A 21,732-nucleotide genomic window follows, 5' to 3' on the forward strand; every position below is an offset into this window, starting at 1 on the left:
GCGTCAAGGCTAGGCGCGACCACCGACAACCGAGCCCAGCACGCGCTCACGGCGAAGAGTCCTTATCCTGGGGAGGCTCACCGCCGTACGCGCCCCTTGCGTGCACCCCCACGACGCGGGGAGCCACGTCTGGAGGATCGATGACGATGCGAACGCGCGCCCGCACGATGACCGCCCTGCTCGCGCTGGCGGCGATGACGGGACTCGCAGGATGCGCCCCCGGCCCGATCATCGAGGATGGGCCTGGCGAGGCGGGCACCCTGGAGGTGCAGAAGGTCAATCCGGCCGACTTCGCCGGCCAGAGCCTGAGCTACGTCTACTTCACCGACGGCCCGGACGAGGCCGCGACGCGTGAGCTCATCGCCTCCTTCGAGGAGGAGTACGACGTGACCGTGAACCTCGAGGTGCTGCCGTACTCCGACCTCGTCACGAGTGTCCAGGCCAGGCTCTCGGGCGGCAACGCACCGGACGTCGTGCGGCTCACTGGCCTCACCGACTTCCGGGCCGACCTGCTCGACCTGCGCACCTACCTGGGCGAGGACTACGCCGAGGAGTTCGTCGACGGCCCCGTGAAGGGCGTGCTCGGGGAGTACGGGGAGATGCTCGCCGTGCCGTCGGATCTGACGCTCAACGGGCCGTTCATCAACGTCGACCTCTTCAACGAGGCCGGTGTGCCGCTGCCCGACTCCGAGGACCCCTGGACGTGGGACGAAATGATCGACGCGGCCACGAAGGTGCAGGAGGCGACCGACACGGAGTACGCCTTCGCGATCGACAAGTCCGGGCACCGCGTCAGCACGGTCCTCAGCCAGTACGGCACCGCGCTCGTCGGCGACGACGGCGCTGTCCTCGATGAGGCGAAGGCGGTGGAGGCGCTCCAGCCGCTCGTCGACATGATGGCGGATGGGCGCATGCCGCGCGACTTCTGGCTCGGCTCCGGCAGCCGCTACGAGGGCGCGAACGACATCTTCCTGGCGCAGCAGACGCCCGTGTACCTGTCCGGGAACTGGCAGGTGGGGCAGTTCGCCGACAACGCCGACTTCACGTGGGCCGCGGCGCCGAACCCGTGCGCCGACGAGTGCGGCGGCTTCCCCGGCGGGAAGTACATGGGTGCGCTCGCGGAGGGCCCGAACCCCGCGCTCGGCGCGTTCTTCGTGCAGTACATGAACACGACCAAGGCGCAGCAGAAGTTCATCGTCGCCGGAGGCTTCCTGCCCACGCGCGTCGACCTCACCGAGCGCGGCGTGCAGTACCCGGTGCGCCAGGAGGACATGGACGTGTTCTTCGCCGACCTCGCCCGCACCCCGGACCTCGGGTACGAGGCGAACAGCCAGCCGTCGTACACGGGTGCCTCGCTCGAGCTGGTCGACGAGCTCGCGCTTGTCGTCGCAGGGGAGAAGGACACGACCACGGCGGTCTCCGACTTGAAGGCGAAGTCCGAGCAGCTCGTCGAGGAGCTGCAGCCGTGACCGCCGACCTCCGCACCACGACCAACGCACAGCGCGTCGTCCAGCCACCCGGTCCGGATGGGCCCGGGAAGCGGAAGCCCGGGTCGAAGAAGCCGTGGCAGCTGCGCCTCGCGCCGTACGTCTTCCTCCTCCCCAACATGGCGATCTTCGGCGTCTTCACGATCTGGCCGGCGATCAACGGGTTCAACAACTCCCTGTACTCGTCGTCCAACGGACGCACGTTCCGGCGGGAGGGGCTCGGCAACTACACGCGCATCCTCACCGACCCGGAATTCTGGGGCGTGGTGGCGCAGACGGCGGTCTACGCGGTCGCGTACGTCGCCCTCTCCGTGGTCCTGGGCATCCTGCTCGCCGTGCTCGTCGAACAGCAGCTCCGCGGGCGCGCGTTCTTCCGGGCCGTGTTCTTCATCCCGGTGCTCGTGTCCCCGGTCGTGGCGGGCCTCGTCTGGAACTGGATGCTCGAACGCGAAGGCGGGCTCGTGAACACGGGGCTCGGGATGCTCGGCATCCCAGCCGTGCCGTGGCTCGTCGAGGGGCCGTGGGCGATGGTCGCCATCATCGGTGTCGGCGTCTGGCTGCAGGCCGGCTTCTACATGCTCATCCTCATGGCCGGGCTGCAGAGCATCGACCCCACCCTGAACGAGGCGGCCTCCATCGACGGGGCGTCGCGGTGGCAGCAGTTCTGGGGCATCACCCTGCCCCTGCTGCAGCCCAGCGTCCTCGTCGTGGTGGTGCTCGCCACCATCCACGGCTTCCAGGCCTTCGACTACATCTTCACACTCACGGGCGGCGGCCCGATCGGGGCGACCACCCTCATCGTGCAGTACATCTACGAGAACGCCTTCGTGTCGCCCATCCGGTACGGGCTCGCCGCCGCAGGCAGCGTGCTGCTGTTCCTCGTCGTGTTCTCGATCACGCTCGTCAACTACTTCATCGGCCGAAAGCGAGACGCGGTATGACCACGGACACGGCCCTCCTGAACTCGGTCGGCACCCAGAAGCCGGGCAAGCCGACGTGGACCACGACGAGCTCGAAGCGCGTCACGTCGACGGACGCGCTGCGCGTCGTGATCCTCATCACGTTCGCGCTCCTCGCCCTCATCCCTATCGTCTGGCTGCTGCTCGGGTCGTTCAAGACGCAGCCGGAGCTGGCCGCGGGCGCGAGCACCCCGTTCCCGTCGTCGTGGGCCTTCACGAACTACACGGAGGCGCTCACCCGCTTCAGCTTCGGCAGCTACCTGCTGAACAGCGTCGTCGTCACGATCGCCGCGACGGTGCTGACGCTCGCCGTGAACTCCATGGCCGCGTACGGCCTCGCGAAGTACAACTTCCGAGGCAAGACGTTCCTGTTCATCGTGACCCTCGCGACGATCATGATCCCGCTGCAGGTCATCCTTATCCCCGTCTACCAGGTCGTCGCATCCCTTGGCCTCGTGAACTCGCTGTGGGGCCTCATCATCCCGGCAGCGGCGACCCCGACGGGCGTGTTCATCCTGCGCCAGTACATGCTGTCCATTCCGGACGAGCTCATCGAGGCCGCCCGCATCGACGGCGCGGGCGAGTTCCGCATCTTCGCGTCCATCGTGCTCCCCATCTGCCGGCCCGCGCTCGCGGTGGTCGCGATCTTGTCCGTCATGTGGCGGTGGAACGACTTCCTGTGGCCGCTGATCGTCGCGCAGAGCGAGTCGGTGTACACGCTGCCCGTGGCGCTCGCCCGGTTCAACGCGGAGGAGACGGTGCCGTTCAACCTGATCCTCGCGATGAGCGTCGTCAGCATCCTGCCCATCGTGGTGCTGTTCCTCTTCTTCCAGCGACAGGTGACGACGGGCATCGCCAACACGGGTCTGAAGTAGCGCGCGCGGCGCGGTTCGGGCAGGATCGAGGCGTGTCAGCGCGTCGCGTGGTGTACGCCGTGAACCCGTCGGCGGGGCGGGGCGTGCCCGCCGAGCTCGGGCGCAGGCTCGCCGGGGGAGTGGGCGGTGGCCAGCTGCCCGACCTCGAGGTGGTGCTGGTGACCGCCGGCTCCATGCCGGAGCTCCGGGGCCGCGTCGTCGCCGAGCTCGCGCATCCGGGCGGCGTGGATGCGCTGGTCGTGATGGGCGGCGACGGCATGGTCTCTCTGGGGGCGGGTCTCGTCGCGGGCACCGGAGTGCCGCTTGGGATCGTGCCAGCCGGCACGGGCAACGACTTCGCGCGCGGCGCCGGGATCAGGCGGGATGCTCCCGCTGTCGGGATCGAGCGGATGCTGACAGCCCTGCGCACCGGTGACGCCGGCGTTCGCGAGGTCGACGTGGTGCGCCTTGCTCTCGACGGCGTCGAGCACGTTGCCCTGAACTCGGTGAACATCGGCTTCGACGCGGTGGTGAACCGTCGCGCGAACGAGCTCCGACGGCTGCCGGGGACGGCTCGCTACATCGCTGCCTTGCTGGATTCGGTGCGGAGCTTCTCGCCCCTTGAATTCGGCGTCTCGGTCGACGGTGGTCCCACGCGCGACGTCGCTGCCGAGCTGCTCACGATCTTGAACGGGTCCTCGATCGGCGGCGGCATCAGGGTCGCGCCGCACGCGGTCATCGACGACGGCGTGCTCGACCTCTTCGTCGTCGGACGGCTCTCGAAGCTCGGCTTGCTGACCCTGTTTCCCCTTGCGATGGTGGGCCTGCACACGCGGCTGCCCGCCGTTTCCTTCGAGCGGATGCGGCGCATCCGCGTGCAGGTGCCGGCCGGCGTTCTCGTGTACGCCGACGGGGAGGAGCTGCGCGGGCCGGGTCGGGACGCGTGCACGATCGACATGCGGGTGGACCCGGGGGCGGTGCGGCTCGTCGAACCACGGGCGCCCGCCTGACGCGCCGTCGTCGACCCCCGATTTGCATTCGACCCCATGGGTCGTACTAAGATTCCCCACGGTGACGTGTCCGAGCGGCCGAAGGTGCAACACTCGAAATGTTGTGTAGGGGCGACTCTACCGTGGGTTCAAATCCCACCGTCACCGCCATGTGAAAGGCCCCGACTTCCCTGCGTTTGCAAGGGAGTCGGGGCCTTTCTGCTGCCGTCATCGCGACCGCTCTGCCTCGTGCTCATTGGAAGGCTGCGATGCAGGGGTGACCCGCCCGCGGATGAAGATGATCGCCACGAGGCCGAAGAGGATCACCGCGATGTTGCCGAACCCGGCGAACGTCGTCAGCGGCCCGGTACCAGGGTGCGCGGTGAGCAGGAAGACGCTCGGGTCGGTCGTCGCGTGCAGGAGGACCGGCCAGATCAGGTTGCCCGTGACGCGGAGCGCGAGGTACATGCAGATGCCGAACGCGAACGTGTACAGCACCTGGATTGCAGTCGCGAACACGCTCTGACCGGTGAGCACGTTCGCGGAGTGCATCGCCGCGAAGAGCGCCGCTGACACGGTCGCTGTCGCGATCTCCGAATGGCCCGCCTTGCGCATGAGGTTCACGACGTACCCGCGGGTGAGCACCTCCTCGGCGAAGCCGATGCACAACCCCGCGACCAGCCAGGCCGCGACCAGGTCGAGTCCGGCCGAGTCGTAGTCGAGCGCCGCGAACCGGAGCACGTTGAAGACCAGCACGACGGCCACGGCGATCCACATCCACCCCTTGCCCCGGATGGGCTGCGGCGCGAACAGCTCGCGCAGCCAGCCAAGCGAGAGCGCGAAGGCCACGAGGAGGAGGCCACCCAGGGCGATCGGAAGTGCGAAGCCGACGATGATCGCGCCTGCCGAGCTGGGCTCAAGGCCACCCTCGAACGGCAGAAACAGCAATCCGCCCAGCTGGTAGAGCACGTAGTAGGCCACGACGAGCACGACGGCCTTCCACCACCCGCCCCGCTCCCAGAACGCCTTCCAGCTGGGTTTCGGGGCAGTCTGGGCGAGGTCGTCGGTTCGGCCGCTCATCGGCGCACTCCAAGGGGGGTCGGGGGAGGCCGCCTCGGGGGATCGCTCGGCCTGAGCGCAGAGCCTACTGAGCACGGAGGGTACGTAGGAGAGCGAACCTCACCACCCGTGCGTGTTCATCCATTCGCGTCGCTGGTCTGCTTCCTCCCGGCTGGGGTCTCCGCGCCAGGAGTCGTGATCGGCGAGCTCGCCGCCCTCGAGCGCCACGAATGCGAAGCAGACCGGGCAGATCGCCCTGCCATGGGGAAAGCCGTCGGCGAGCGGCGGCGCGGGGGCGGCCTGGGTTCCGCTTCCTGGGCAGCGCGGCCCATCAGCGTTCACGTCGCTCCACAGGATGCTCGAGCCGGTTCGATTGTGCAGGCCCGCGTGCCCGGCCCGTCTCGTGCAGATCTCGCCGTCGCGTCGGCTAAGGCACAGCATCCGAGCCGCGCCGGGCAGCTGCGCGATCGGGCGGTTGCTCATCGCTCTCCGATGAGGTTGAGCTGCGTGCCGACGAGGTAGCCGACCCTGCCACCCCACCTTTCCCGGGCGACCGGATGCAGGCGGGGGAACCCGACACGCGTCTCTGGCACGCCCGTCGCCAGGATGGCCGCATACAGCGCGTCGACGTCTCGGGACGGGAGATTGGGCACCGCACGGTCACGCATCCGGCCAGCCTACGGCCGCGAATCGTGGGTCTCCACAGGACCGGCGGGCTCTCGCGCACCCCGGGTATGCTCTGTCTGCTGCGTTCCGCGCGGCGACAGAACACCTAGGAGAACACCGTGCCCGTTGGCCTGCTCGCCGTCGTCGACGACATCCTCACCGCCGCGCTCAAGGCCTCAGCCAAATCGGCGGGCGTCGTCATCGACGACGCCGCCGTCACCCCGCAGTACGTGCAGGGCATCACGCCCGCCCGCGAGCTGCCGGTCGTGTGGAACATCGCCAAGGGCAGTCTCTTCAACAAGTTCGTGATCATCATCCCGATCGCGCTCCTGCTGACGGCGTTCGCGCCGTGGGTGCTGCCGTTCCTGCTCATCATCGGCGGCGTGTACCTGTGCTTCGAGGGCGCGGAGAAGGTCACCGAGTGGTTCGGGCACCACCATGCGCTCGACGAGGACCATCCGCGCGACGAGAAGAAGCTCATCTCGGGCGCGGTGCGCACCGACCTCATCCTGTCCACCGAGATCATGCTCATCTCGCTGTCGAACCTCGACCCCGACCTCGGGTTCTGGATGCGTCTCGCCGCGCTCGTCGTCATCGCCCTCGCCATGACCGCCCTCGTGTACGGCGCCGTCGCGCTCCTCGTCAAGATCGACGACATCGGACTGCACATGGCGACGCGCAGCGACCGCCGCACACGCCACCTCGGCGTCCGCATCGTCCGCTCCATGCCCGCCGTGTTCCGCTTCATCAGCATCGTCGGCACCGTCGCCATGCTGTGGGTCGGCGGTCACCTCGTCATCATCAACGTCGGCGAGGTCGGCTTCCACGCGCCGGCGGACCTGCTGCACGAGATCGAGCACGCGCTCATGAACACCGGCCCCGTCGTCGTGTGGCTCGTCGACACGCTCATCTCCGCGATCGTCGGACTCATCGTCGGCCTCGTGGTCGTCGGCGTCGTGCTCCTCGTCGGGCGCATCCTGCCGAAGAAGCCCAAGGCGGTGACCGCAGCCGGCACCCCGACGAACGCAGGCGACGCGCACAACCCAAGCGCCCACTAGCCTCCTCGAGCCAGCAGCGTTCGCGTTCGGCGCGAGCGTGAGCGCTAGCGCTCGCGGCGCAGGAGGCCGATGAGCTCGTTGTACGTGACCGTGAACCCGAAGCGCAGGATGCACCAGACAACCGCGACGGAGACGGCGATCGTGATGACGGCGCGCAACGTCGCATCCATCGGCACCAACCACAGGCCGAAGCCGATCACCGCGACAGTCGACCCGCACACCATCGCGGGCGCGTAGGAGCGGAGCACGTCCAGGGCGCGGAGACCCATGACGCGGATCGCGACGGCCTGCTTCACGACGACGAAGACCGCCACCACGATGAGCTGCCCGACGGCGACACCCATGATGCCGCCGTAGTGCGCGCCGGCGATGAGCACTGCCACGAACACGAGGAGCTGCGCCGCGGAGAGCCGCATCGCGAGACCGGGCCGCCCGATGGCCTTGTACACCTCGTTGATGCCAGAACCCAGCGAGCGGACCGCCGCATACAGCGACAGCACGATGAGCGGCTCGATGACCGTGAGCCACCCGTCGCCGAAGAGCAGCGGCACGAGCGCCGGGGCCACGGTCGCCAGTCCGATACCGGCCGTGACGCCGAAGATCGTCTGCACGCGCAGCCCGAGCAGGTAGCTGCGCTGCAGCAGCGCCGGGTCGCGCTGCGCCCTCGCGTACAGCGGGTACAGGACCGCCGTCAGGATGTAGAGCGTGTTCACGATGCCGAACTCGGGCAGCCGGAAGGCCAGCTGGTACGTGCCAAGCGCGGCAGTCCCGAGGAACGCCGCCACGATCAAGTAGTCGACCTCGAAGTTGAAGCGCGAGATGATCTGGCTGCCGGCTGCGGGAAGTCCGAAGTCGGTCACCTCACGAAGATCGGCCTTCCTCCACCGCCAGAAGCGCCAGGGCGTCCTATCGCGCAACGCAACCCAGCACGAGATCGCGTACGCGAAGGACGCGGCGATCGAACCGAGGATGAGCGACCAGACCCCGGCGCCGCCGAGCGCCAACCCCATCGTCACCGCCCCCGTCACGACGGCGCGCACGATCGAGGCGGCCGTGATCGCACTGAAGCGCATGTCCTTGCGAAGCAGCGACTCGGGTACCGCGCACAGCGACGCACCGATGACGACAAGACTGGACGCCTGCAGGAGCGGCGTGAGGTCTGGTTGCCTGAACCACAGCGCGAAGAGCGGCGCGAGAGCAACCAGGAGCACGGCCAGCAGCGCGCCGAAGGCGAGCGTGATGGCGAGCGACGCCCGCACGATCGAGGGGCGCCTCGTCAGCACGACGAGCGCCTGCGCGATGCCCCCATCCGCGACGGTCTCGGCGTACGCCATGATGACCAGCGCGAGCGTCACGAGCCCGTACTGATCGGGGGTCAGCGACCTGGCCAGGATGGCGGTCGTCGCGAGCAGCACCAGACGGCTGACCGCAACGGCCCCCGACTGCATCGCAGCACCGCGGGCCGCGCTGCGAGCCAGCTGGCGCGGATTGAGCGCAGACCCAGCTGAGTCCTCGCTCATGCCTGCGCGGCGGCGGGCTCGAACACCCGATGCGCGTTCGCGCCTGTTCCCCTCGCCAGGCGCCCGCGAACGTAGCCGACGCCCGTGATCCCGAGCCCAGCGACGATCGCGGCTGCCCCCTGGAAGCGGCCAGCGCGGAGTTCGCGCAGCACCCCGCGTCCGAGCACGCGCACCACGTAGTCCTTCTCCGTCGAGAGGGCGGCCGTTGCTCCCTGCAGGCGCGCGATCGACGCCTTGGAGAGTCCCTCCGCGTAGCACCGTCGCATGAAGTACCCCCAGGTGCCGCGTGCCGCCGCCACTTCGTGGCTGACGGCCGAGCTCGGCTCGAAGATCACCGTGGCCTGCGGGTTCGCAGCGGTGATCCGGATGCACAGCTCCGTTTCCTCGCCGCCGAGCGGGATGCGCCCCACCCGGCCGAGCTCCTCGCCGAAGCCGCCAGCCGTGACGATCGCCGCGCGACGCAGCGACATGTTGCAGCCCATGAGATTGCGCACCTCGCTGGCGCTCGTGGGCTGGCCCAGGTACGTGCATCCGACGACCCAGTCGAACTCGCCGGGACCCGCGGTCGGATCGAGGGCGGACCCGGGCGTGGGGTACATCGGCGGCCGCGACGCGGGCCATGCGGGTCGCGCGGAACCCCCGACGGCAACGATGCTGTCGTCGACATACTGCGCGATCAGCAGCTCGAGCCAATCGGCATCGGCGACCGCGTCGTCGTCGAGGAATGCGACGATCTCACCCCGAGCCACGTCGACTCCCGTGTTGCGAGCTCCGGAGAGCCCCCGTCGCCTGCTGTTCTCGACGACGGTCGCGACGTCACCGAAGTGCCGCTTCGCCCGTTCGAAGAGCGCTCGGTTGTGATCGATGACCAGGATCAGCTCGTCTGGGGCGAGCGAGCCCCCGACTGCTGACGCCGCCCCACGCATGATCGTGGACCAGCGGTCCTCCGTGTACGCGCAGATGACCACGGAAACTGACGGCATTGGCTCCCCCCGGAGTTCTCCCCATGAACAGGCGTGCAGCGTGAACAGGGCTGAGCTTAGACGGGTGTCAGCTCGAGCGCGCGACGCTTCACCGCACGAGCGCGGGTGCGCTCGGTCGCGAGAGTCCGCAGCACGCGTGTGCCATCCGCCCACGTGCGCAGGTGGCTCTCCCCGTGGATGCGACGCTTCTCGACACTTGGCACCTCACGGATGCGCGCGTCCGCCGCCGCCATCCGACAGTTGATGATCGTCTCGATCTCGAAGCAGTCACCCCAGAGCATGAGGCCCGGCTGCGAGGTACCGGGTTCCGGGAGCTCCAACACCGGCAGCATGTCGCGCCAGAACGCGTTGTAGCCGTAGCAGAGGTCGGAGAACTTCGTGCCGAAGGCGAGGTTCGCCGTCAGGTTCAGCCCGGCGTTCCCCGCACGGCGCAGCGGGGTGATGTCCTCGCTGCCACCTCCTGGCAGGAAACGCGTCCCCTTCGCGAAGTCGGCACCGCCGACGAGCGCGTCGACGAACGACGGAATCTCGACCGGGTCGGCCGAGCCATCCGCGTCGAACATGACGATGATGTCGCCCGTCGCCGCGCTGAAGCCGCAGGAGAGCGCGTTGCCCTTGCCCCTGCGGGTCTGAGCGATGAGCGTCGCGTCCGGGCGAAGGCGGCGGACCACGTCCGCGGTCCCGTCGCTCGAGTTCGCGTCGACGACGATGACCTCGTGGCCGTGAGGAAGCTGCGGCAGCATCACCTCGAGATTCGAAGCCTCGTTTTTCGCCGGGATGACGATCGTCACCGTGGGCGCAGACGTACGTTCCATCAAGTTCCCCCAAACTTGTAGATGGTGACGCTCAGTTCCCCCCGAGCGTCGCCGTGATCGACCCTAACAGGCGCATTGGCCCGGGCCAAAGAATGTTGCTGTCAGACGGCGCTGCTGGCGCTCCAGGCCTGATATGCGGCGACATCTAGCTGAAAGACGACAGTTCCCGACTTCTCGAAGACCGGTTTCCAGTACCCGGCTCGGCTGAATGCATCTCGCAGTTCTGCGAACTGCGATTCCGTCTGCAGTGCGTAGGCTTCGCCGAAGCCGCTCTGTGCTGGAGACCAGAGCGCGTAGACCGGCACGTCGGCCTCGAAGGGGCCGACGTAGCCATCGAGCGATCGTGTGAGCTCGGCCGCCTGAGCGTCCATCGATTCGCCAGGAGCGATCTGCTGCACTGGGAGCCCCAGCTCGAGACGCTCGATGAAGTCGACGTTCTCGTCGTTCGTTCGCGGTGATGTGGGGAGGTCCCCGTCGCCGAGCAGCAAGGTGATCGGCCCGTCAGCGCCTCCGTTCGAGTCGCGGGTCACGAGATTGATGGCCTCGATGTCACTCGGATGCACGTAGTGAATGCGGTCCAGTGCCGAGTACGCGGGCAGCCAGCACAGCGACAGCGCGAGGGTGAAGGCGACCAGCGTCGAACGCCTCGGCCAGCTCGAGTTGATGCCGAACGCGGCGACACCCAGCCCCGCCAGCCATGGGATGCCGAAGAGGGCCGCTCGGAAGATGCCCTCCTGTCCGTACGGCGTCAGGACGAGGATGATGAGCCCCGTGGCAGTGGTCGCCGTCGCAGCCAGTCCGAGCGAGAGCGGTGGGCGGTCCTCGCGTTGCCGGCCGCGCCTCAGGACCGCGTCGAGCATCCGCTCGAGAATGACCCAGCCAGCCGCCGCGACCAGCAGCAGGATGCCGCCGACCAAGCCGTAGACCGACCACGAGACTTCGGGGATGCGCACGAGCGGAATCGACTCGACGGTGCGGGGCGGCAGGAAGTTGCCGGCGCGGCCGAACTCGCTGAAGTTCAGGAACGCGCTGACCGCACCCGAGTGCAGCAGGGTCCAGGCGATCGCTGGAACCAGCACCAGCGCGGGCAACCACCACGGTTTCACGACCCGGAACGCCACGAGCACGGCGACCATGAGGCCCACGATGTACGGGCTCAGCTGATGCGTCATGGCGAGCGCACACGAGACGGGCAGGATCATCGCGACCTTCGCGCGTGCTGACGCCGATGACATGACGGCAGCGACGATCGCGAACGCGAAGCAGTAGCCGAGTGACTGCGGCGAGAAGTAGTCGGCGCCGATGGTGTCGACGAGCACGCAGAACCCGACGGCGATCCAGGCTGCGCGTGGGTCCCGCACGATGCGCCCGAGGAACTCGCGCAGGACGACGACGCGGATGAGGCCGATGATGAGCGGCCAGAACCGGGCGAAGGCGACGACGTCCTCCAGGCCACTCGCCTCGGCGACCCAGGCGATCGAGCTGAAGAAGCCGGGCCACCCGTTGTACACGCTGACGGAGGAGTCCGTCGTGTGCGAGGTGAGGATCTGGTTGACGAGGTCCACATGCTTCACGGTCGACGGTGAGCGCGGGCCCTCGTAGAGGAGCGCGGTGGTCAGCATGACGACGACCAGCAGCGAGATCGCCGAGACCGCGGAGCTGAGCTCGGTGGCCCGGCGGGAGCAGACGAGGCTCAGGAGCACGGCGAGGAAACCAACTGCCCACGGGAGCCCGAGCACGCGGAGGAAGCCACCGAACTGCGGTTCCACCGGGCCAGCGGCGACAACTGTGCCGATGCAGAGGGCCATGCCGAGGATCGCGGTGACCATCAGCACGATCGGGACGGCGCCGGGCGCGTCGGCGGCAGGCTGACCAGCGGCGCGACGAGCGCTCCACGATGTGTGCCTGGCCAGGTCGCGCCGCGCTCGGAACCACGCGACAGCTCCACTCACGGCTGCCGCGACGGCGAGTGCCGCCGCCGCGGGGGTGGGCACCCAGAGCGTGGTGCTCATCATGAGCATCGACCCGAGCACGAGCACCGTCGGGCCCGTCACGATCGTCAACGTCACGCGGGATTGCGCCGAGAAGCGGGCACCGTGGGCCCAGAACCCAGCCCCGAGTCCGATGAAGAGGAACGCCAGGCCCGCCCCGACACGCACTTGGTCGAGGCCGAGCAGGAGACCCGCCAGGTAGACGAGCGCGGTGCCGACGGAGATGCACGCGAGCACTGACCGCATCGGGGCCGAGCGCTTGGCTCGGCGGAGCAGCAGCGCACTCGTCACGATCGGCGGAGCCCCGCCTGCCGTGTCCGGCTGGCCCACCTCGCTTTGGCGTAGAGCGCGGGGCCAGCCAGGTACCCGCGCACCTCCTCCCGCCACGCTCCGGCCGGCGCCTCGACGCGGTCGAGCATCCGCTGCTCGGTGGCGGTGCGGATACTCGCCATTCGCGCGACCCCGGCGAAGAGACGGCTCACGATGTCGAGCGACGTCGCCGGGTTCGCCAGGTACTTCGTCAGGAATGCGGTGAGCCCCGTGCCGTAGCCGTGCAGCTGGCTTCGGAGCGCGTCGTCGTCGGCACGATGCTGGTGCCAGACGAGCGCGGCGGGTTCGTAGGCGATCGCGAAGCCGGCGCGCAGGACGCGCACGAAGATGTCGAGGTCCTCCCCACCCTTCGTCGTCGTGCCTGCGCCGAGCGCCTCGTCGAACTCGCCGACGCGATCGACGGCCTCGCGTGCGAGCGCGAGGTTGGCGCCGGTGCCGAAGATGCCGGCCGAATACGGGTAGAGGGGTGACCCGTCGTCGCGCCCCCTGAGGTCGTAGCGCTCGGAGGTCATGCGCCCCGACCACGACGGCGAGCGCGCATCGAAGTAGCCTTCGGCGTTCGTCTCGATGGCAGCGGTCGCGACCAGACCGGTCACGCAGCCGATGCCCGGCTCGCTCCGGAACGTGCGGGCGATCTCGGTCAGCCAACCGGAGTCGACGAGGACGTCGTCGTCGGTGTACGCCAAGATCTCGCCGCGCGCCGCCGCAAGGCCGGCATTGCGCGCCGCAGAGAGCCCCGGTCGCTCCTGGCGAAGGTACCGGAACCGGGAATCCAGGGCGCAGATCGCGGTCAAGAGCTCGCGAGTCTCCTCGGTCGAGGGTGCGTTGTCGACGACCAGCACCTCGAAGTCCGGGTAGTCCAGCGCCTGGATGCGGTCGAGGCAGCTGGTCAGCAGCTCCGTGTGGTCTCGCGTGCAGACGATGACGCTCGCGAACGGCGCATGGACGAGCGGTTCCGGCGCATCCGCGTTCACCGTCTCGCCGAAGGAGTCCACTGAGCGAACCCGGATCTCACGGGAAGAGACGGTGTCTGGGGCGGCATCGAAATGCAGGTAGCCGAGCGGCCTGCCGTGCGCTCGCACAAGCACTCGTGTGCGGTGATGCCGCGAGCTCGCATGCCTCGGGCCCCGCAGCCCCTCGTTGTTGAACAGATCGAATTCACCGCACCAGATACCTGGCGCGGCGGAACGCGTCGCGTGTGTCATCCCGCCCCGACTCTCGTGAAACACGGCCCCCCGCCGCGAGCCACAGTCTAGTGGGGCGGTTCACTTCTCGCGCTATCATCACCCGGATGAGGATGCTCTACGTCGTCGAGTCGACGCCCACGATCGATGCCAGGACCGGTGACGGCAGCAGCCTGATTCCCTACCACGTTGCCCTCGCGATGCCCGCGCACGTGAGCCTGGAGATCGTCAGCTTCGCGGGTTCGAATGCGGTCGACGAGACATTGCGGGCGAGGGCGGATCGCGTTCACGAGCTCCCGCAGCGGGGCCTTCGAGACGCGCAGATGCTCTCACTCGTCGCTCGAGAATCCGTCGGCGCCGCCAGGCGAATGACGGCGAACGCACGACGTGTCGTGCGAGAGCTCTCCCGCACCGCTGATGCGACCCTCGTGCACGGGCCGCACCTCCTGTCGCTGCTGGATGCGGTCGTGGGGCCCTGCGCCTACCAGAGCGTCGACCCGTGGTCGTTCCGGCTGGAGATGGAAGCCGTCGCCGCCTCGGGGCCCCGCGCGCTCTACCGGCGGTCGCTGGCCAGAGCGCGCCTCGCGCAGGAGCGGGACCTGCCACGGCACATCGCGCTGGCAACGGTCAGCCGGGCCGACGCCGAACGCTGGCGAGCCGAGCTCGACCGCGACGTCGAGGCGATCCCCAACGGTGTCTCGGGTGGCCCCGGCCCTGGACAACGGCGAGTCGGGCGGCCGGAGCGCCCCACGCTGAGCTTCACGGGCAGCCTCGACTACGCCCCGAACATCGAATCGGCGACCAGGCTCGTGCGCGAGATCGCCCCAGTCGTGTGGGCTGAGGAGCCCTCGGCGCGCATCCTCATCGCGGGCCGCAATCCGGTGGACGAGGTCCTCGCGCTCGCCTCCGACCGAGTCGAGGTGCTGGCCAACGTGCCGTCCATGTCCGAGGTCTACGCGGCGAGCGACATCGCGGTCTTCGCGGACGTCTCCGGACTGGGGATCCGAAACTCGGTCTCCGAGGCGCTCGCGGCGGGCACTCCGGTGGTCGCGACGCCGATCGCAGCCCGAGAGCAGCCGAAGCACGAGCTCCTCACGGTGGTGCCGGAGGCGGAGCCCATCGGCAGACGCACCATCGACCTGCTGAGGGCCGTCAGGGCGGTGCCGTGGTCCCAGCAGCGGGTCGGGGCGAGCGCGCCCATGCGGTCGTGGGAGGACGCGGCGGGGGAGTACCTGGCCCTCCTCGGCACCGCGAGTCGTTGATTCCCGAACTCAGTGCAAGCGCTCGTGGCCGGCGAGCCAGTCGAGCGCATGCTCCCACAGCATCACGTCTCGGTCGGCGGAGATGATCCGGTCAGCTGCGCCTCCCACCTCACCGTGCGCCTCGAGGCGATCCGCGAGCGTGGCGGCCGTGCGCGCCCAGGCGAGCAGCACGAACGCCTCGTCGAAGTGCAGCCCGTGCCGCCCGAGATGCTGCTTCAGCAGACGCCTGCCGTGGCCCCCGGGCTCCCACAGCTGATCGAACGCCGACCGCTGCGCATCCCGGGCGAACGCGCTTCGCGCGGACTCCGCGCAGTACTGCAGGTAGAAGACGAGGTCGTGCCCTGGCAGGCCGTGCTGGCGCGCCCGCTCCCAGTCGAGGACTCGCAGCCCGCCAGCTTCGGAGACGAGCACGTTGGGGTGACCGAGGTCGCCGTGCTCGAAGACGGCGGGCATGGGGCGCACGCGCACGCCGGCGAGTGCATCGTGGGTGCGCTCGACGAGGCGGGTGAGAGACGCGCGGCCGCTGAGCGCGGCGAGTCGGCCGAGCGGGGTCTCGACGAGCTCGTCGTACCAGCCGGGGTTCTCGGCTGCCGCTCGCGTGCGCGGCATCGCCTCGATGAACCGCATCCCGACCGTCACGGCCAGATCGTGATCGCGTTCGACCGCCCCCGGGTCGAGGGCGGTCCCGTCGAGCGCCTCGCGAAGCAGGTAGCTGGTCGAGCCGATCGTCGCGAAGCGCTCAACACGCGCAATGGAGCTCGCGAGCTCGGGCGCGGCACTCCGGAGCGCCATCAGCATGTGGCCCTCACGCTGGATGCCTGAATCGTCCCCAGGCTGACGGGGGATCTTCGCGACCCACGAGCCGGCACCCACGGCGCTGTCGTGCAGCGCTACCACATGCCTCGAGGTGTCGAAGCGAGGCGTGATGATGACGGGATGCGCGTCGCCGAAGATCGGATGCGGCGCGCGCGACCGGCGCACCACGACGTGGCCCTGACGCGCGAACAGCCAGTGCGCGTGCATCCTCGCGCCGAGGCGCGCGCCGAGCGACAGCAGGCGCCGCTTCGGTGATCCGTCGTGCCGTGCCAGCGTCGCGTCGAGCGCCGGGGCGTCGTGCATCGGCACGAAACGGGCCGTGCGGCTGAGGTCTGGGGCGCTCCAATGGGCGACGGCGAACGCTCCGGGAATGCGTCTGGCCCGTCGCAGCGCGCGACGGAGCGGAGCCGTCGCGGGGCTCTGGAGCGGAGTCCCGCCGACTTCGATGCACAGGACGCCCCCGTCCGAGAGCGCGGCGACGCCCCTCGCGATGTCCATCGGAGATGAGGAGACGCTGAAGACGAGGTCGAAGGCGCCATCGTCGGCGTTCCCCATCCCGCCGACCGCGCGGACATCCGGCTGCAGCAGACGAAGCGCGGCGAGCGCCTCGGGGGAGAGATCACCGACGTAACCGAGATGGGCGGGCTCGAGCACGCCGGTCAGGAACCGCCAGTCGTTGCGGCGCCACGCGTGGAGGAGCGGCTCATGCGGGTCGACCGTCACGTGGTGCGAACCAGCTCTCGCACGTCGGTCGCCACGGCGTGCGGTGAGCGCGTGGCGTCCAGCACCGTCGCACGTTCGCAGCGCCTCGCGAAGGCGAGGTACCGCTGGCGCTGACGCTCGAGCTGGTCCGGCCCGAACTCACCTGCACGGCTCCAGAGCACACCGCTCGGCGCGTCCAGGATGAGCACTCGGTCGAGGGTCGGCATGAGGCGCGAGCTCGCGCCCCGGAGCAGTCGGCCGCCGAGCGACGGGTCGTCGGAACCCAGGATGACGTGCTCGTTCGCAACACGGTCGAGCACGACCGTGCGACCGCGGTACCGGTGCCATCTGGCGGCGGCGGCGCCCCGGATGAGTCGGCCGAGGCGGAGCGCGAGGCCGCCCCCTGGGACGCGCTCGAGCACGTTCCATCTCGTGCGGGTCCACAGGCCCAGGTGCGCGCTGCGCACGCCAGGCTCGTGCGCGACGAGGCCAGAGATGACCGTCGACTTCCCTGATCCGTCTGGTCCGAGCACAGCAATGATCCGCCCTCGCGGCATGGCGATTCTCCCAAATCGGGCGCCGCTGCGGCGCCTCCCCCGCAGCCAGACTAGTGGCCGGATCGCTGCACTCGACTTCGTCGACGGGCCGTTTTCGCGTATCTTCGCTAGTCGTTCACGTTCTCGACAGCAACCCTGAGAAGGTCGTGCACCCATACGGGGAGGCACGTCGCTTCCAGAAGGAGTCACCGCCGATGTCCGACCTGACCTTCCAGCTCATCGCGCTCGCGATCTACTTCGCGGCCATGGTGGGCATTGGGCTCTACGCCTTCCGACAGACCAAGGACCACGAGGACTACATGCTGGGCGGGCGGAGTCTGAGCCCTGGGACAGCAGCATTGAGCGCTGGCGCCTCGGACATGTCCGGATGGCTCATGATGGGTCTCCCCGGTGCCATCTTCGTCTCCGGTCTCTTCGAAGCCTGGATCGGTATCGGCCTGCTCATCGGCGCCTACCTCAACTGGCGTTTCGTGGCTCCACGCCTGCGCGCCTACACGGAGGTCGCCAGCAACTCAATCACCGTCCCGAGCTTCTTCGAGAACCGCCTGCACGACAAGTCGCGCGCGCTTCGCATCGCCAGCGGCATCGTGATCCTGGTCTTCTTCACGTTCTACATCTCCTCTGGCATGGTCGCAGGCGGCGTGTTCTTCGAGAGCAGCTTCAGCGGCGACTACCTGACGGGCATGCTGCTCGTGGCCGGTGTCACTCTCGCCTACACCCTCTTCGGCGGCTTCCTCGGCGCGACGTTCACTGACGTCGTCCAGGGCATGATGATGCTGTTGGCTCTCATCGCCATCCCAGTGGTCGCGATCATCTCGCTCGGCGGCTTCGGCGGTGTCAGCGAGGCCATCGTCGCCTCTGGCGTCGACCACACGGGCCTCATCCCCGAAGAGCTGAGCTGGCCCGTCATCATCGGAATCATCTCGGCCCTCGGCTGGGGTCTCGGCTACGTCGGGCAGCCGCACATCATCGTGCGCTTCATGGCGCTGCGCGATTCGCATTCAGCGACCGCCGGTCGTCGCATCGGCATCTCGTGGATGTTCCTCTCGCTCCTCGGCGCAGTCACAGCCGGGCTCGTAGCAGTCGCCTACGTGCAGGAGAACGGCGTCGATGTCGCAGACCCCGAGACGGTCGTCCTCCTCATGGCGCAGGTCCTCTTCCACCCGCTGGTCAGCGGGTTCATCCTCGCCGCGGTGCTCGCAGCGATCATGAGCACCATCTCGAGCCAGCTCATCGTCTGCTCTTCTGCGCTCGTCGAAGACCTCTTCATGGTGGTCGCCAAGAAGAAGCCAAGCGCGAAGACGCTGGTGCTCGCAGGTCGCGGAGCCGTCCTCGGTGTCGCCCTCGTCGCGGGTCTGCTCGCCATCAACCCGTCCGACTCGATCCTCGCGCTCGTGGGCTTCGCCTGGGCTGGCTTCGGCGCCGCGTTCGGCCCGATCATCCTGCTCAGCCTCTACTGGAAGAAGCTCACCAACTGGGGTGCGCTGGCGGGCATGGTCGCCGGTGCCGCGACGGTCTTCATCTGGTCAGCACTCGGCACCGATCTGTACGAGATCATCCCGGGCTTCATCCTCAACCTCGTCGTCGCGGTCGTCGTCAGCCTGCTGACGCACAAGCCGGGAAGCGCGACGGATACTGACGTCGAGCGGGAGTTCGCCGAGACCGGCGCCCTCGCGATCGTCAAGCCGCAGAAGTAGAGGTTCCGGGGCCCGGCGCGGTCGGTGCGATCTCAGAGGCGGGGCGTGCGCGGAGGCTCCGTGCGGCGCTCGCCCGTCGCCTCGAAGGCCGCGGCGAGCCGGAGCAGCGCGGTGTCGTCGTAGGCGCGGCCAGCGAAGGTGAGGCCGACCGGCATCCCGATGTCGGCCATCGTGCCCATGGGCACGGTCACGGTCGGGATGCCGAGATGGCGGATCGCGAGGTTGCCGTTCGCGACCCACACGCCGTTGCGCCAGCCGAGGTCCGCTGAGGCCTCGTCGACGTCCATGTCGGCCGGCCCCACATCGGCCACCGCCGGGAAGGCGACGGCATCGAGGCGCTGCGCGAGCAGCCACTCCTCGAGGTCGATGCGCCGGGTCTCCTCCAGACCGCGAACGCCGGCGGCAAGCTCCGGGATGTCGGTGAACGAGGCGACCGGATGCTCGCGCACGTGCTCGGGGTACGTCGCGATGTCGTCGTCGAAGCCCGTGTAACGGTCGGGAAGGGCGCCGTCGGGGTGCGGGAAGATGCGCTCGCCGTCGACCTGGGTGAGCGAGCTCAGCTTCGGGTCGCCGTTGGCGGCGAGGAAGTCGTCCCAACCCCATGCCGAGAGGTCCACGATCTCGCGCTTCAGGTACTCGGGGGAGACGAGGCCGCGCGTGGAGATCTTCGGGGCCCCGGGTCGGTCGCCCTCGTAGTTGGACACGATGGGGAAGTCGACCTCCACGACGGTCGCCCCCGCGGCCTCGAGGTCGGCGCGCGCGGCCTCCCAGAGTTCGACTATGGATCGACGCGTATCGATCTTCTGCCCTGTCGGTCCTCCGATGCCCGGCTCGTCGGCCGTGCCAGCGTCTGGATCCGCGTTGATGTACATGCGGGGAACCCCGATGCGGGTGCCGGCGAGCGTCGCGCGAGCATCCGCCTGGTTGGAGGGCAGCAGCGCCGCGTACGAGGCGGGTCGCACCTCGGAGGTGCGGGGGATGCGCACCCAGGGCTGTGCTCGCCAGAAGTCTCCGCGGGTCTCGTGGTCGTCGGCGACGACGACGTCGAGCACCTCGAGGAGATCGGCCATCGATCTCGTGTGGGGCACGACGACGTCCATGGTCGGGACCAGCGGCCAGTTGCCGCGCACGGAGATGATGCCGCGCGAGGGAGTGTAGGCGCACAGGGCGTTGTTCGACGCGGGCGCCCGTCCGCTCGACCAGGTCTCCTCTCCGAGACCGAAGGCCGCGAAGCTGGCCGCCGTCGCCGTGCCGGATCCGTTCGACGAGCCCGACCCGAATGCGCTCGTCAGGAACTGACCGTTGTACGGGCTCTCGGCTCGGCCGTACTCGCCGCGCTGCATGCCGCCGTTGGCCATCGGCGGCATGTTCGTGAGGCCGAGGCAGATCGCGCCGCCGCCCCGGAGGCGCTCGATCGTGAACGCGTCCCGTTGCGCGACGAGGTCCGCGAACGCGGGGCTGCCGGATGCCGCGGTCAGGCCCTCGACGAGGTAGCTGTCCTTCGCCGTGTAGGGGATGCCGTCGAGGGGGCCGAGCAGCTCGCCGGCCGCGCGACGTGCATCCGACGCTCGAGCCTCGTCCAGCGCCGCTGGGTTGCTGACGATGACGGAGTTGAGCGTGGGACCCGCCGCGTCGTAGGCCGCGATGCGGGCGAGGTACGCCTCGACGAGCTCTCCGCTCGTGACCTCGCCGCGCTCCAGAGCGGCGCGCAGATGCGCGATGCCCGCCTCGACGACGTCGAAGCTCATCGCGGGCCCCCGTCGGTGCTCGGGACGCTGAGGCTCGGCTGCTGCTGCGTGATGCAGTGGATGCCGCCGCCGCGCGCGAACAGCTCGCGGGCGTCGACCGAGACGACCGTGCGCCCCGGGTAGACGGACTCGAGTACCTCGCGCGCCCGTGCATCCGCCGCCTCGTCGTCGAAGCCGCAGGCGACGACGCCGTCGTTCGTGACGAGGTGGTTGACGTAGCTCCAGTCGACGAAGCCGTCTTCGTCGCGCAGGGTGCTCGGGGCGGGGATGCCGACGATCTCGAGCTCGCGGCCGGCAGCGTCGCGCTGACCGGCGAGATGCTCGCGCAACTCGGCGACCACGGCGTGGTCTGGATGCTCGGGGTCCTGTTGCTCGTGCAGCAGCAGGGTGCCGGGAGCGGTGAGCGTCGCGACGATGTCGACGTGGCCGTTCGTGCCGAACTCGTCGTAGTCGCGCGTGAGGCCGCGCGGCAGCCAGATCGTGCGCGTCGCGCCGAGCGTCCGGGCGAACTCGGCCTCGACGCGTGTCTTGTCGGCGAGCGGATTCCGGCGTGGGTCGAGCTGCACCGTTTCCGTCGCGAGGACCGTGCCTGCGCCGTCGACGTGGATGCCGCCGCCCTCGTTCACGAGGAGCGAGCTCACGAGCTCCGCGCCGCTCGCTTCCGCCACGATGCGGCCGATGCCAGCTGACTTCTGCCACTCGGCCCAGGCGGGCGCACCCCAGCCGTTGAAGATCCAGTCGACGGCGCCGAGCACGCCCGGCCGTTCGTCGTCGGTGACGAACGTGGGGCCGATGTCGCGCATCCAGAACTCGTCGAGTGGTGCTTCGAGGATCTCGATCTCCTCGCCGAGCATGCGGCGCGCGCGAGAGAGCTCGCTCGGGTCGACGACCATCGTCACGGGTTCGAAGCGCGCGACGGCGTGGGCGACCGCGGTCCAGGCGGCGTACCCGGCCTCGCGCTGCCCGTCGGTGTCGCCGAGCGTGATTCCCTCGCGGGGGAAGGCCATCCACGTGCGATCGTGCGGCGCCGTCTCGGCGGGCATCTTCCAGGCCAT

General features: G+C 69.1%; 19 protein-coding genes and 1 tRNA gene. 8 read left to right on the forward strand and 12 right to left on the reverse strand.

Going from position 1 to position 21,732, the window contains the following annotated elements; genetic code table 11:
- Positions 1 to 140: 140 nt before the first annotated feature.
- The 5 genes from ACQFZP_RS16010 to ACQFZP_RS16030 all read left to right on the forward strand — a co-directional run bounded on the left by ACQFZP_RS16010 (position 141) and on the right by ACQFZP_RS16030 (position 4,460).
- A complete protein-coding gene (locus ACQFZP_RS16010; RefSeq protein ID WP_211892032.1) occupies positions 141 to 1,469 on the forward strand; it encodes an ABC transporter substrate-binding protein in 1,329 nt (442 codons plus the stop codon).
- Positions 1,466 to 2,428, forward strand: a complete 963-nt coding sequence (locus ACQFZP_RS16015; RefSeq protein WP_307852930.1) for a carbohydrate ABC transporter permease — start codon at positions 1,466 to 1,468, stop codon at positions 2,426 to 2,428. The genes ACQFZP_RS16010 and ACQFZP_RS16015 overlap by 4 nt, the downstream gene beginning before the upstream one ends.
- The gene (locus ACQFZP_RS16020; protein WP_104311029.1) at positions 2,425 to 3,321 is read left to right on the forward strand and encodes a carbohydrate ABC transporter permease; all 897 of its coding nucleotides are present in this window, start codon (positions 2,425 to 2,427) and stop codon (positions 3,319 to 3,321) included. The genes ACQFZP_RS16015 and ACQFZP_RS16020 overlap by 4 nt, the downstream gene beginning before the upstream one ends.
- A 32-nt stretch (positions 3,322 to 3,353) precedes the next feature.
- Entirely contained in the window at positions 3,354 to 4,310 is a 957-nt protein-coding gene (locus ACQFZP_RS16025; protein ID WP_211892033.1) for a diacylglycerol/lipid kinase family protein, read from the forward strand.
- Between the two features lie 60 nt (positions 4,311 to 4,370).
- A tRNA-Ser gene (locus ACQFZP_RS16030) sits at positions 4,371 to 4,460 on the forward strand.
- A 57-nt stretch (positions 4,461 to 4,517) separates the two neighbouring features.
- Here the strand turns inward: ACQFZP_RS16030 and ACQFZP_RS16035 are convergent.
- From ACQFZP_RS16035 to ACQFZP_RS16045, 3 genes are all read right to left on the reverse strand, one after another.
- Positions 4,518 to 5,369, reverse strand: a complete 852-nt coding sequence (locus tag ACQFZP_RS16035) for a CPBP family intramembrane glutamic endopeptidase (RefSeq protein WP_211892034.1) — start codon at positions 5,367 to 5,369, stop codon at positions 4,518 to 4,520.
- 99 nt (positions 5,370 to 5,468) lie between these two features.
- The gene (locus ACQFZP_RS16040) at positions 5,469 to 5,831 is read right to left on the reverse strand and encodes a hypothetical protein (protein WP_249312602.1); all 363 of its coding nucleotides are present in this window, start codon (positions 5,829 to 5,831) and stop codon (positions 5,469 to 5,471) included.
- On the reverse strand, positions 5,828 to 6,016 hold the full coding sequence (locus tag ACQFZP_RS16045) for a hypothetical protein (protein ID WP_211892035.1): 189 nt from the start codon (positions 6,014 to 6,016) through the stop codon (positions 5,828 to 5,830). Before ACQFZP_RS16045 ends, ACQFZP_RS16040 begins: the two co-directional genes overlap by 4 nt.
- Before the next feature lie 117 nt (positions 6,017 to 6,133).
- Between ACQFZP_RS16045 and ACQFZP_RS16050 the strand changes: the two genes are divergently transcribed.
- On the forward strand, positions 6,134 to 7,072 hold the full coding sequence (locus ACQFZP_RS16050; RefSeq protein ID WP_104311038.1) for a DUF808 domain-containing protein: 939 nt from the start codon (positions 6,134 to 6,136) through the stop codon (positions 7,070 to 7,072).
- A 44-nt stretch (positions 7,073 to 7,116) separates the two neighbouring features.
- On the opposite strand, the gene ACQFZP_RS16055 is transcribed toward ACQFZP_RS16050, so the two are convergent.
- From ACQFZP_RS16055 to ACQFZP_RS16075, 5 genes are all read right to left on the reverse strand, one after another.
- Positions 7,117 to 8,592 carry a lipopolysaccharide biosynthesis protein gene (locus tag ACQFZP_RS16055; protein ID WP_211892036.1) on the reverse strand — a complete coding sequence of 492 codons (1,476 nt, stop codon included), beginning with the start codon at positions 8,590 to 8,592 and terminating at the stop codon, positions 7,117 to 7,119.
- On the reverse strand, positions 8,589 to 9,575 hold the full coding sequence (locus ACQFZP_RS16060; RefSeq protein WP_211892037.1) for a glycosyltransferase family 2 protein: 987 nt from the start codon (positions 9,573 to 9,575) through the stop codon (positions 8,589 to 8,591). Before ACQFZP_RS16060 ends, ACQFZP_RS16055 begins: the two co-directional genes overlap by 4 nt.
- A 56-nt stretch (positions 9,576 to 9,631) precedes the next feature.
- On the reverse strand, positions 9,632 to 10,390 hold the full coding sequence (locus ACQFZP_RS16065; RefSeq protein ID WP_211892038.1) for a glycosyltransferase family 2 protein: 759 nt from the start codon (positions 10,388 to 10,390) through the stop codon (positions 9,632 to 9,634).
- A 101-nt stretch (positions 10,391 to 10,491) separates the two neighbouring features.
- Positions 10,492 to 12,672, reverse strand: coding sequence for a hypothetical protein (locus ACQFZP_RS16070; protein ID WP_211892039.1), 2,181 nt, complete (start codon positions 12,670 to 12,672; stop codon positions 10,492 to 10,494).
- Positions 12,669 to 13,916 (reverse strand): glycosyltransferase, encoded by a 1,248-nt coding sequence (locus tag ACQFZP_RS16075; protein ID WP_211892040.1) that lies wholly within the window; start codon positions 13,914 to 13,916, stop codon positions 12,669 to 12,671. The genes ACQFZP_RS16070 and ACQFZP_RS16075 overlap by 4 nt, the downstream gene beginning before the upstream one ends.
- Positions 13,917 to 14,002: 86 nt before the next feature.
- On the opposite strand from ACQFZP_RS16075, the gene ACQFZP_RS16080 reads away from it, so the two are divergent.
- Positions 14,003 to 15,157 carry a glycosyltransferase gene (locus ACQFZP_RS16080; RefSeq protein ID WP_211892041.1) on the forward strand — a complete coding sequence of 385 codons (1,155 nt, stop codon included), beginning with the start codon at positions 14,003 to 14,005 and terminating at the stop codon, positions 15,155 to 15,157.
- A 9-nt stretch (positions 15,158 to 15,166) separates the two neighbouring features.
- Here ACQFZP_RS16080 and ACQFZP_RS16085 read toward each other — a convergent pair whose 3' ends face one another.
- Together ACQFZP_RS16085 and ACQFZP_RS16090 are read right to left on the reverse strand one after the other, a co-directional pair.
- The gene (locus ACQFZP_RS16085; protein ID WP_211892042.1) at positions 15,167 to 16,696 is read right to left on the reverse strand and encodes an aminoglycoside phosphotransferase family protein; all 1,530 of its coding nucleotides are present in this window, start codon (positions 16,694 to 16,696) and stop codon (positions 15,167 to 15,169) included.
- A complete protein-coding gene (locus tag ACQFZP_RS16090; RefSeq protein ID WP_146080727.1) occupies positions 16,693 to 17,208 on the reverse strand; it encodes a dTMP kinase in 516 nt (171 codons plus the stop codon). The genes ACQFZP_RS16085 and ACQFZP_RS16090 overlap by 4 nt, the downstream gene beginning before the upstream one ends.
- A gap of 218 nt (positions 17,209 to 17,426) precedes the next feature.
- On the opposite strand from ACQFZP_RS16090, the gene putP reads away from it, so the two are divergent.
- Positions 17,427 to 18,929, forward strand: coding sequence for a sodium/proline symporter PutP (gene putP, locus ACQFZP_RS16095; protein WP_283245209.1), 1,503 nt, complete (start codon positions 17,427 to 17,429; stop codon positions 18,927 to 18,929).
- 32 nt (positions 18,930 to 18,961) lie between these two features.
- On the opposite strand, the gene ACQFZP_RS16100 is transcribed toward putP, so the two are convergent.
- Together ACQFZP_RS16100 and ACQFZP_RS16105 are read right to left on the reverse strand one after the other, a co-directional pair.
- Positions 18,962 to 20,677, reverse strand: a complete 1,716-nt coding sequence (locus tag ACQFZP_RS16100; RefSeq protein WP_211892043.1) for an amidase — start codon at positions 20,675 to 20,677, stop codon at positions 18,962 to 18,964.
- Positions 20,674 to 21,732 (reverse strand): agmatine deiminase family protein, encoded by a 1,059-nt coding sequence (locus tag ACQFZP_RS16105; RefSeq protein WP_104311049.1) that lies wholly within the window; start codon positions 21,730 to 21,732, stop codon positions 20,674 to 20,676. The genes ACQFZP_RS16100 and ACQFZP_RS16105 overlap by 4 nt, the downstream gene beginning before the upstream one ends.

Origin of the sequence: Pseudoclavibacter sp. Marseille-Q434 (genome assembly GCF_050315415.1) — a bacterium.
Lineage (GTDB): Bacteria > Actinomycetota > Actinomycetes > Actinomycetales > Microbacteriaceae > Pseudoclavibacter.

Excerpts from the sequence above, each read along its gene's own strand:
- ACQFZP_RS16105 (WP_104311049.1), bottom strand. The coding sequence starts at position 21,732 with ATGGCCTGGAAGATGCCCGCCGAGACGGCGCCGCACGATCGCACGTGG.
- ACQFZP_RS16040 (WP_249312602.1), bottom strand. The coding sequence starts at position 5,831 with ATGAGCAACCGCCCGATCGCGCAGCTGCCCGGCGCGGCTCGGATGCTG.
- ACQFZP_RS16055 (WP_211892036.1), bottom strand. The coding sequence starts at position 8,592 with ATGAGCGAGGACTCAGCTGGGTCTGCGCTCAATCCGCGCCAGCTGGCT.
- putP (WP_283245209.1), top strand. The coding sequence starts at position 17,427 with ATGTCCGACCTGACCTTCCAGCTCATCGCGCTCGCGATCTACTTCGCG.
- ACQFZP_RS16045 (WP_211892035.1), bottom strand. The coding sequence starts at position 6,016 with ATGCGTGACCGTGCGGTGCCCAATCTCCCGTCCCGAGACGTCGACGCG.
- ACQFZP_RS16100 (WP_211892043.1), bottom strand. The coding sequence starts at position 20,677 with ATGAGCTTCGACGTCGTCGAGGCGGGCATCGCGCATCTGCGCGCCGCT.
- ACQFZP_RS16020 (WP_104311029.1), top strand. The coding sequence starts at position 2,425 with ATGACCACGGACACGGCCCTCCTGAACTCGGTCGGCACCCAGAAGCCG.
- ACQFZP_RS16065 (WP_211892038.1), bottom strand. The coding sequence starts at position 10,390 with ATGGAACGTACGTCTGCGCCCACGGTGACGATCGTCATCCCGGCGAAA.
- ACQFZP_RS16035 (WP_211892034.1), bottom strand. The coding sequence starts at position 5,369 with ATGAGCGGCCGAACCGACGACCTCGCCCAGACTGCCCCGAAACCCAGC.
- ACQFZP_RS16060 (WP_211892037.1), bottom strand. The coding sequence starts at position 9,575 with ATGCCGTCAGTTTCCGTGGTCATCTGCGCGTACACGGAGGACCGCTGG.
- ACQFZP_RS16075 (WP_211892040.1), bottom strand. The coding sequence starts at position 13,916 with ATGACACACGCGACGCGTTCCGCCGCGCCAGGTATCTGGTGCGGTGAA.
- ACQFZP_RS16010 (WP_211892032.1), top strand. The coding sequence starts at position 141 with ATGACGATGCGAACGCGCGCCCGCACGATGACCGCCCTGCTCGCGCTG.
- ACQFZP_RS16080 (WP_211892041.1), top strand. The coding sequence starts at position 14,003 with ATGAGGATGCTCTACGTCGTCGAGTCGACGCCCACGATCGATGCCAGG.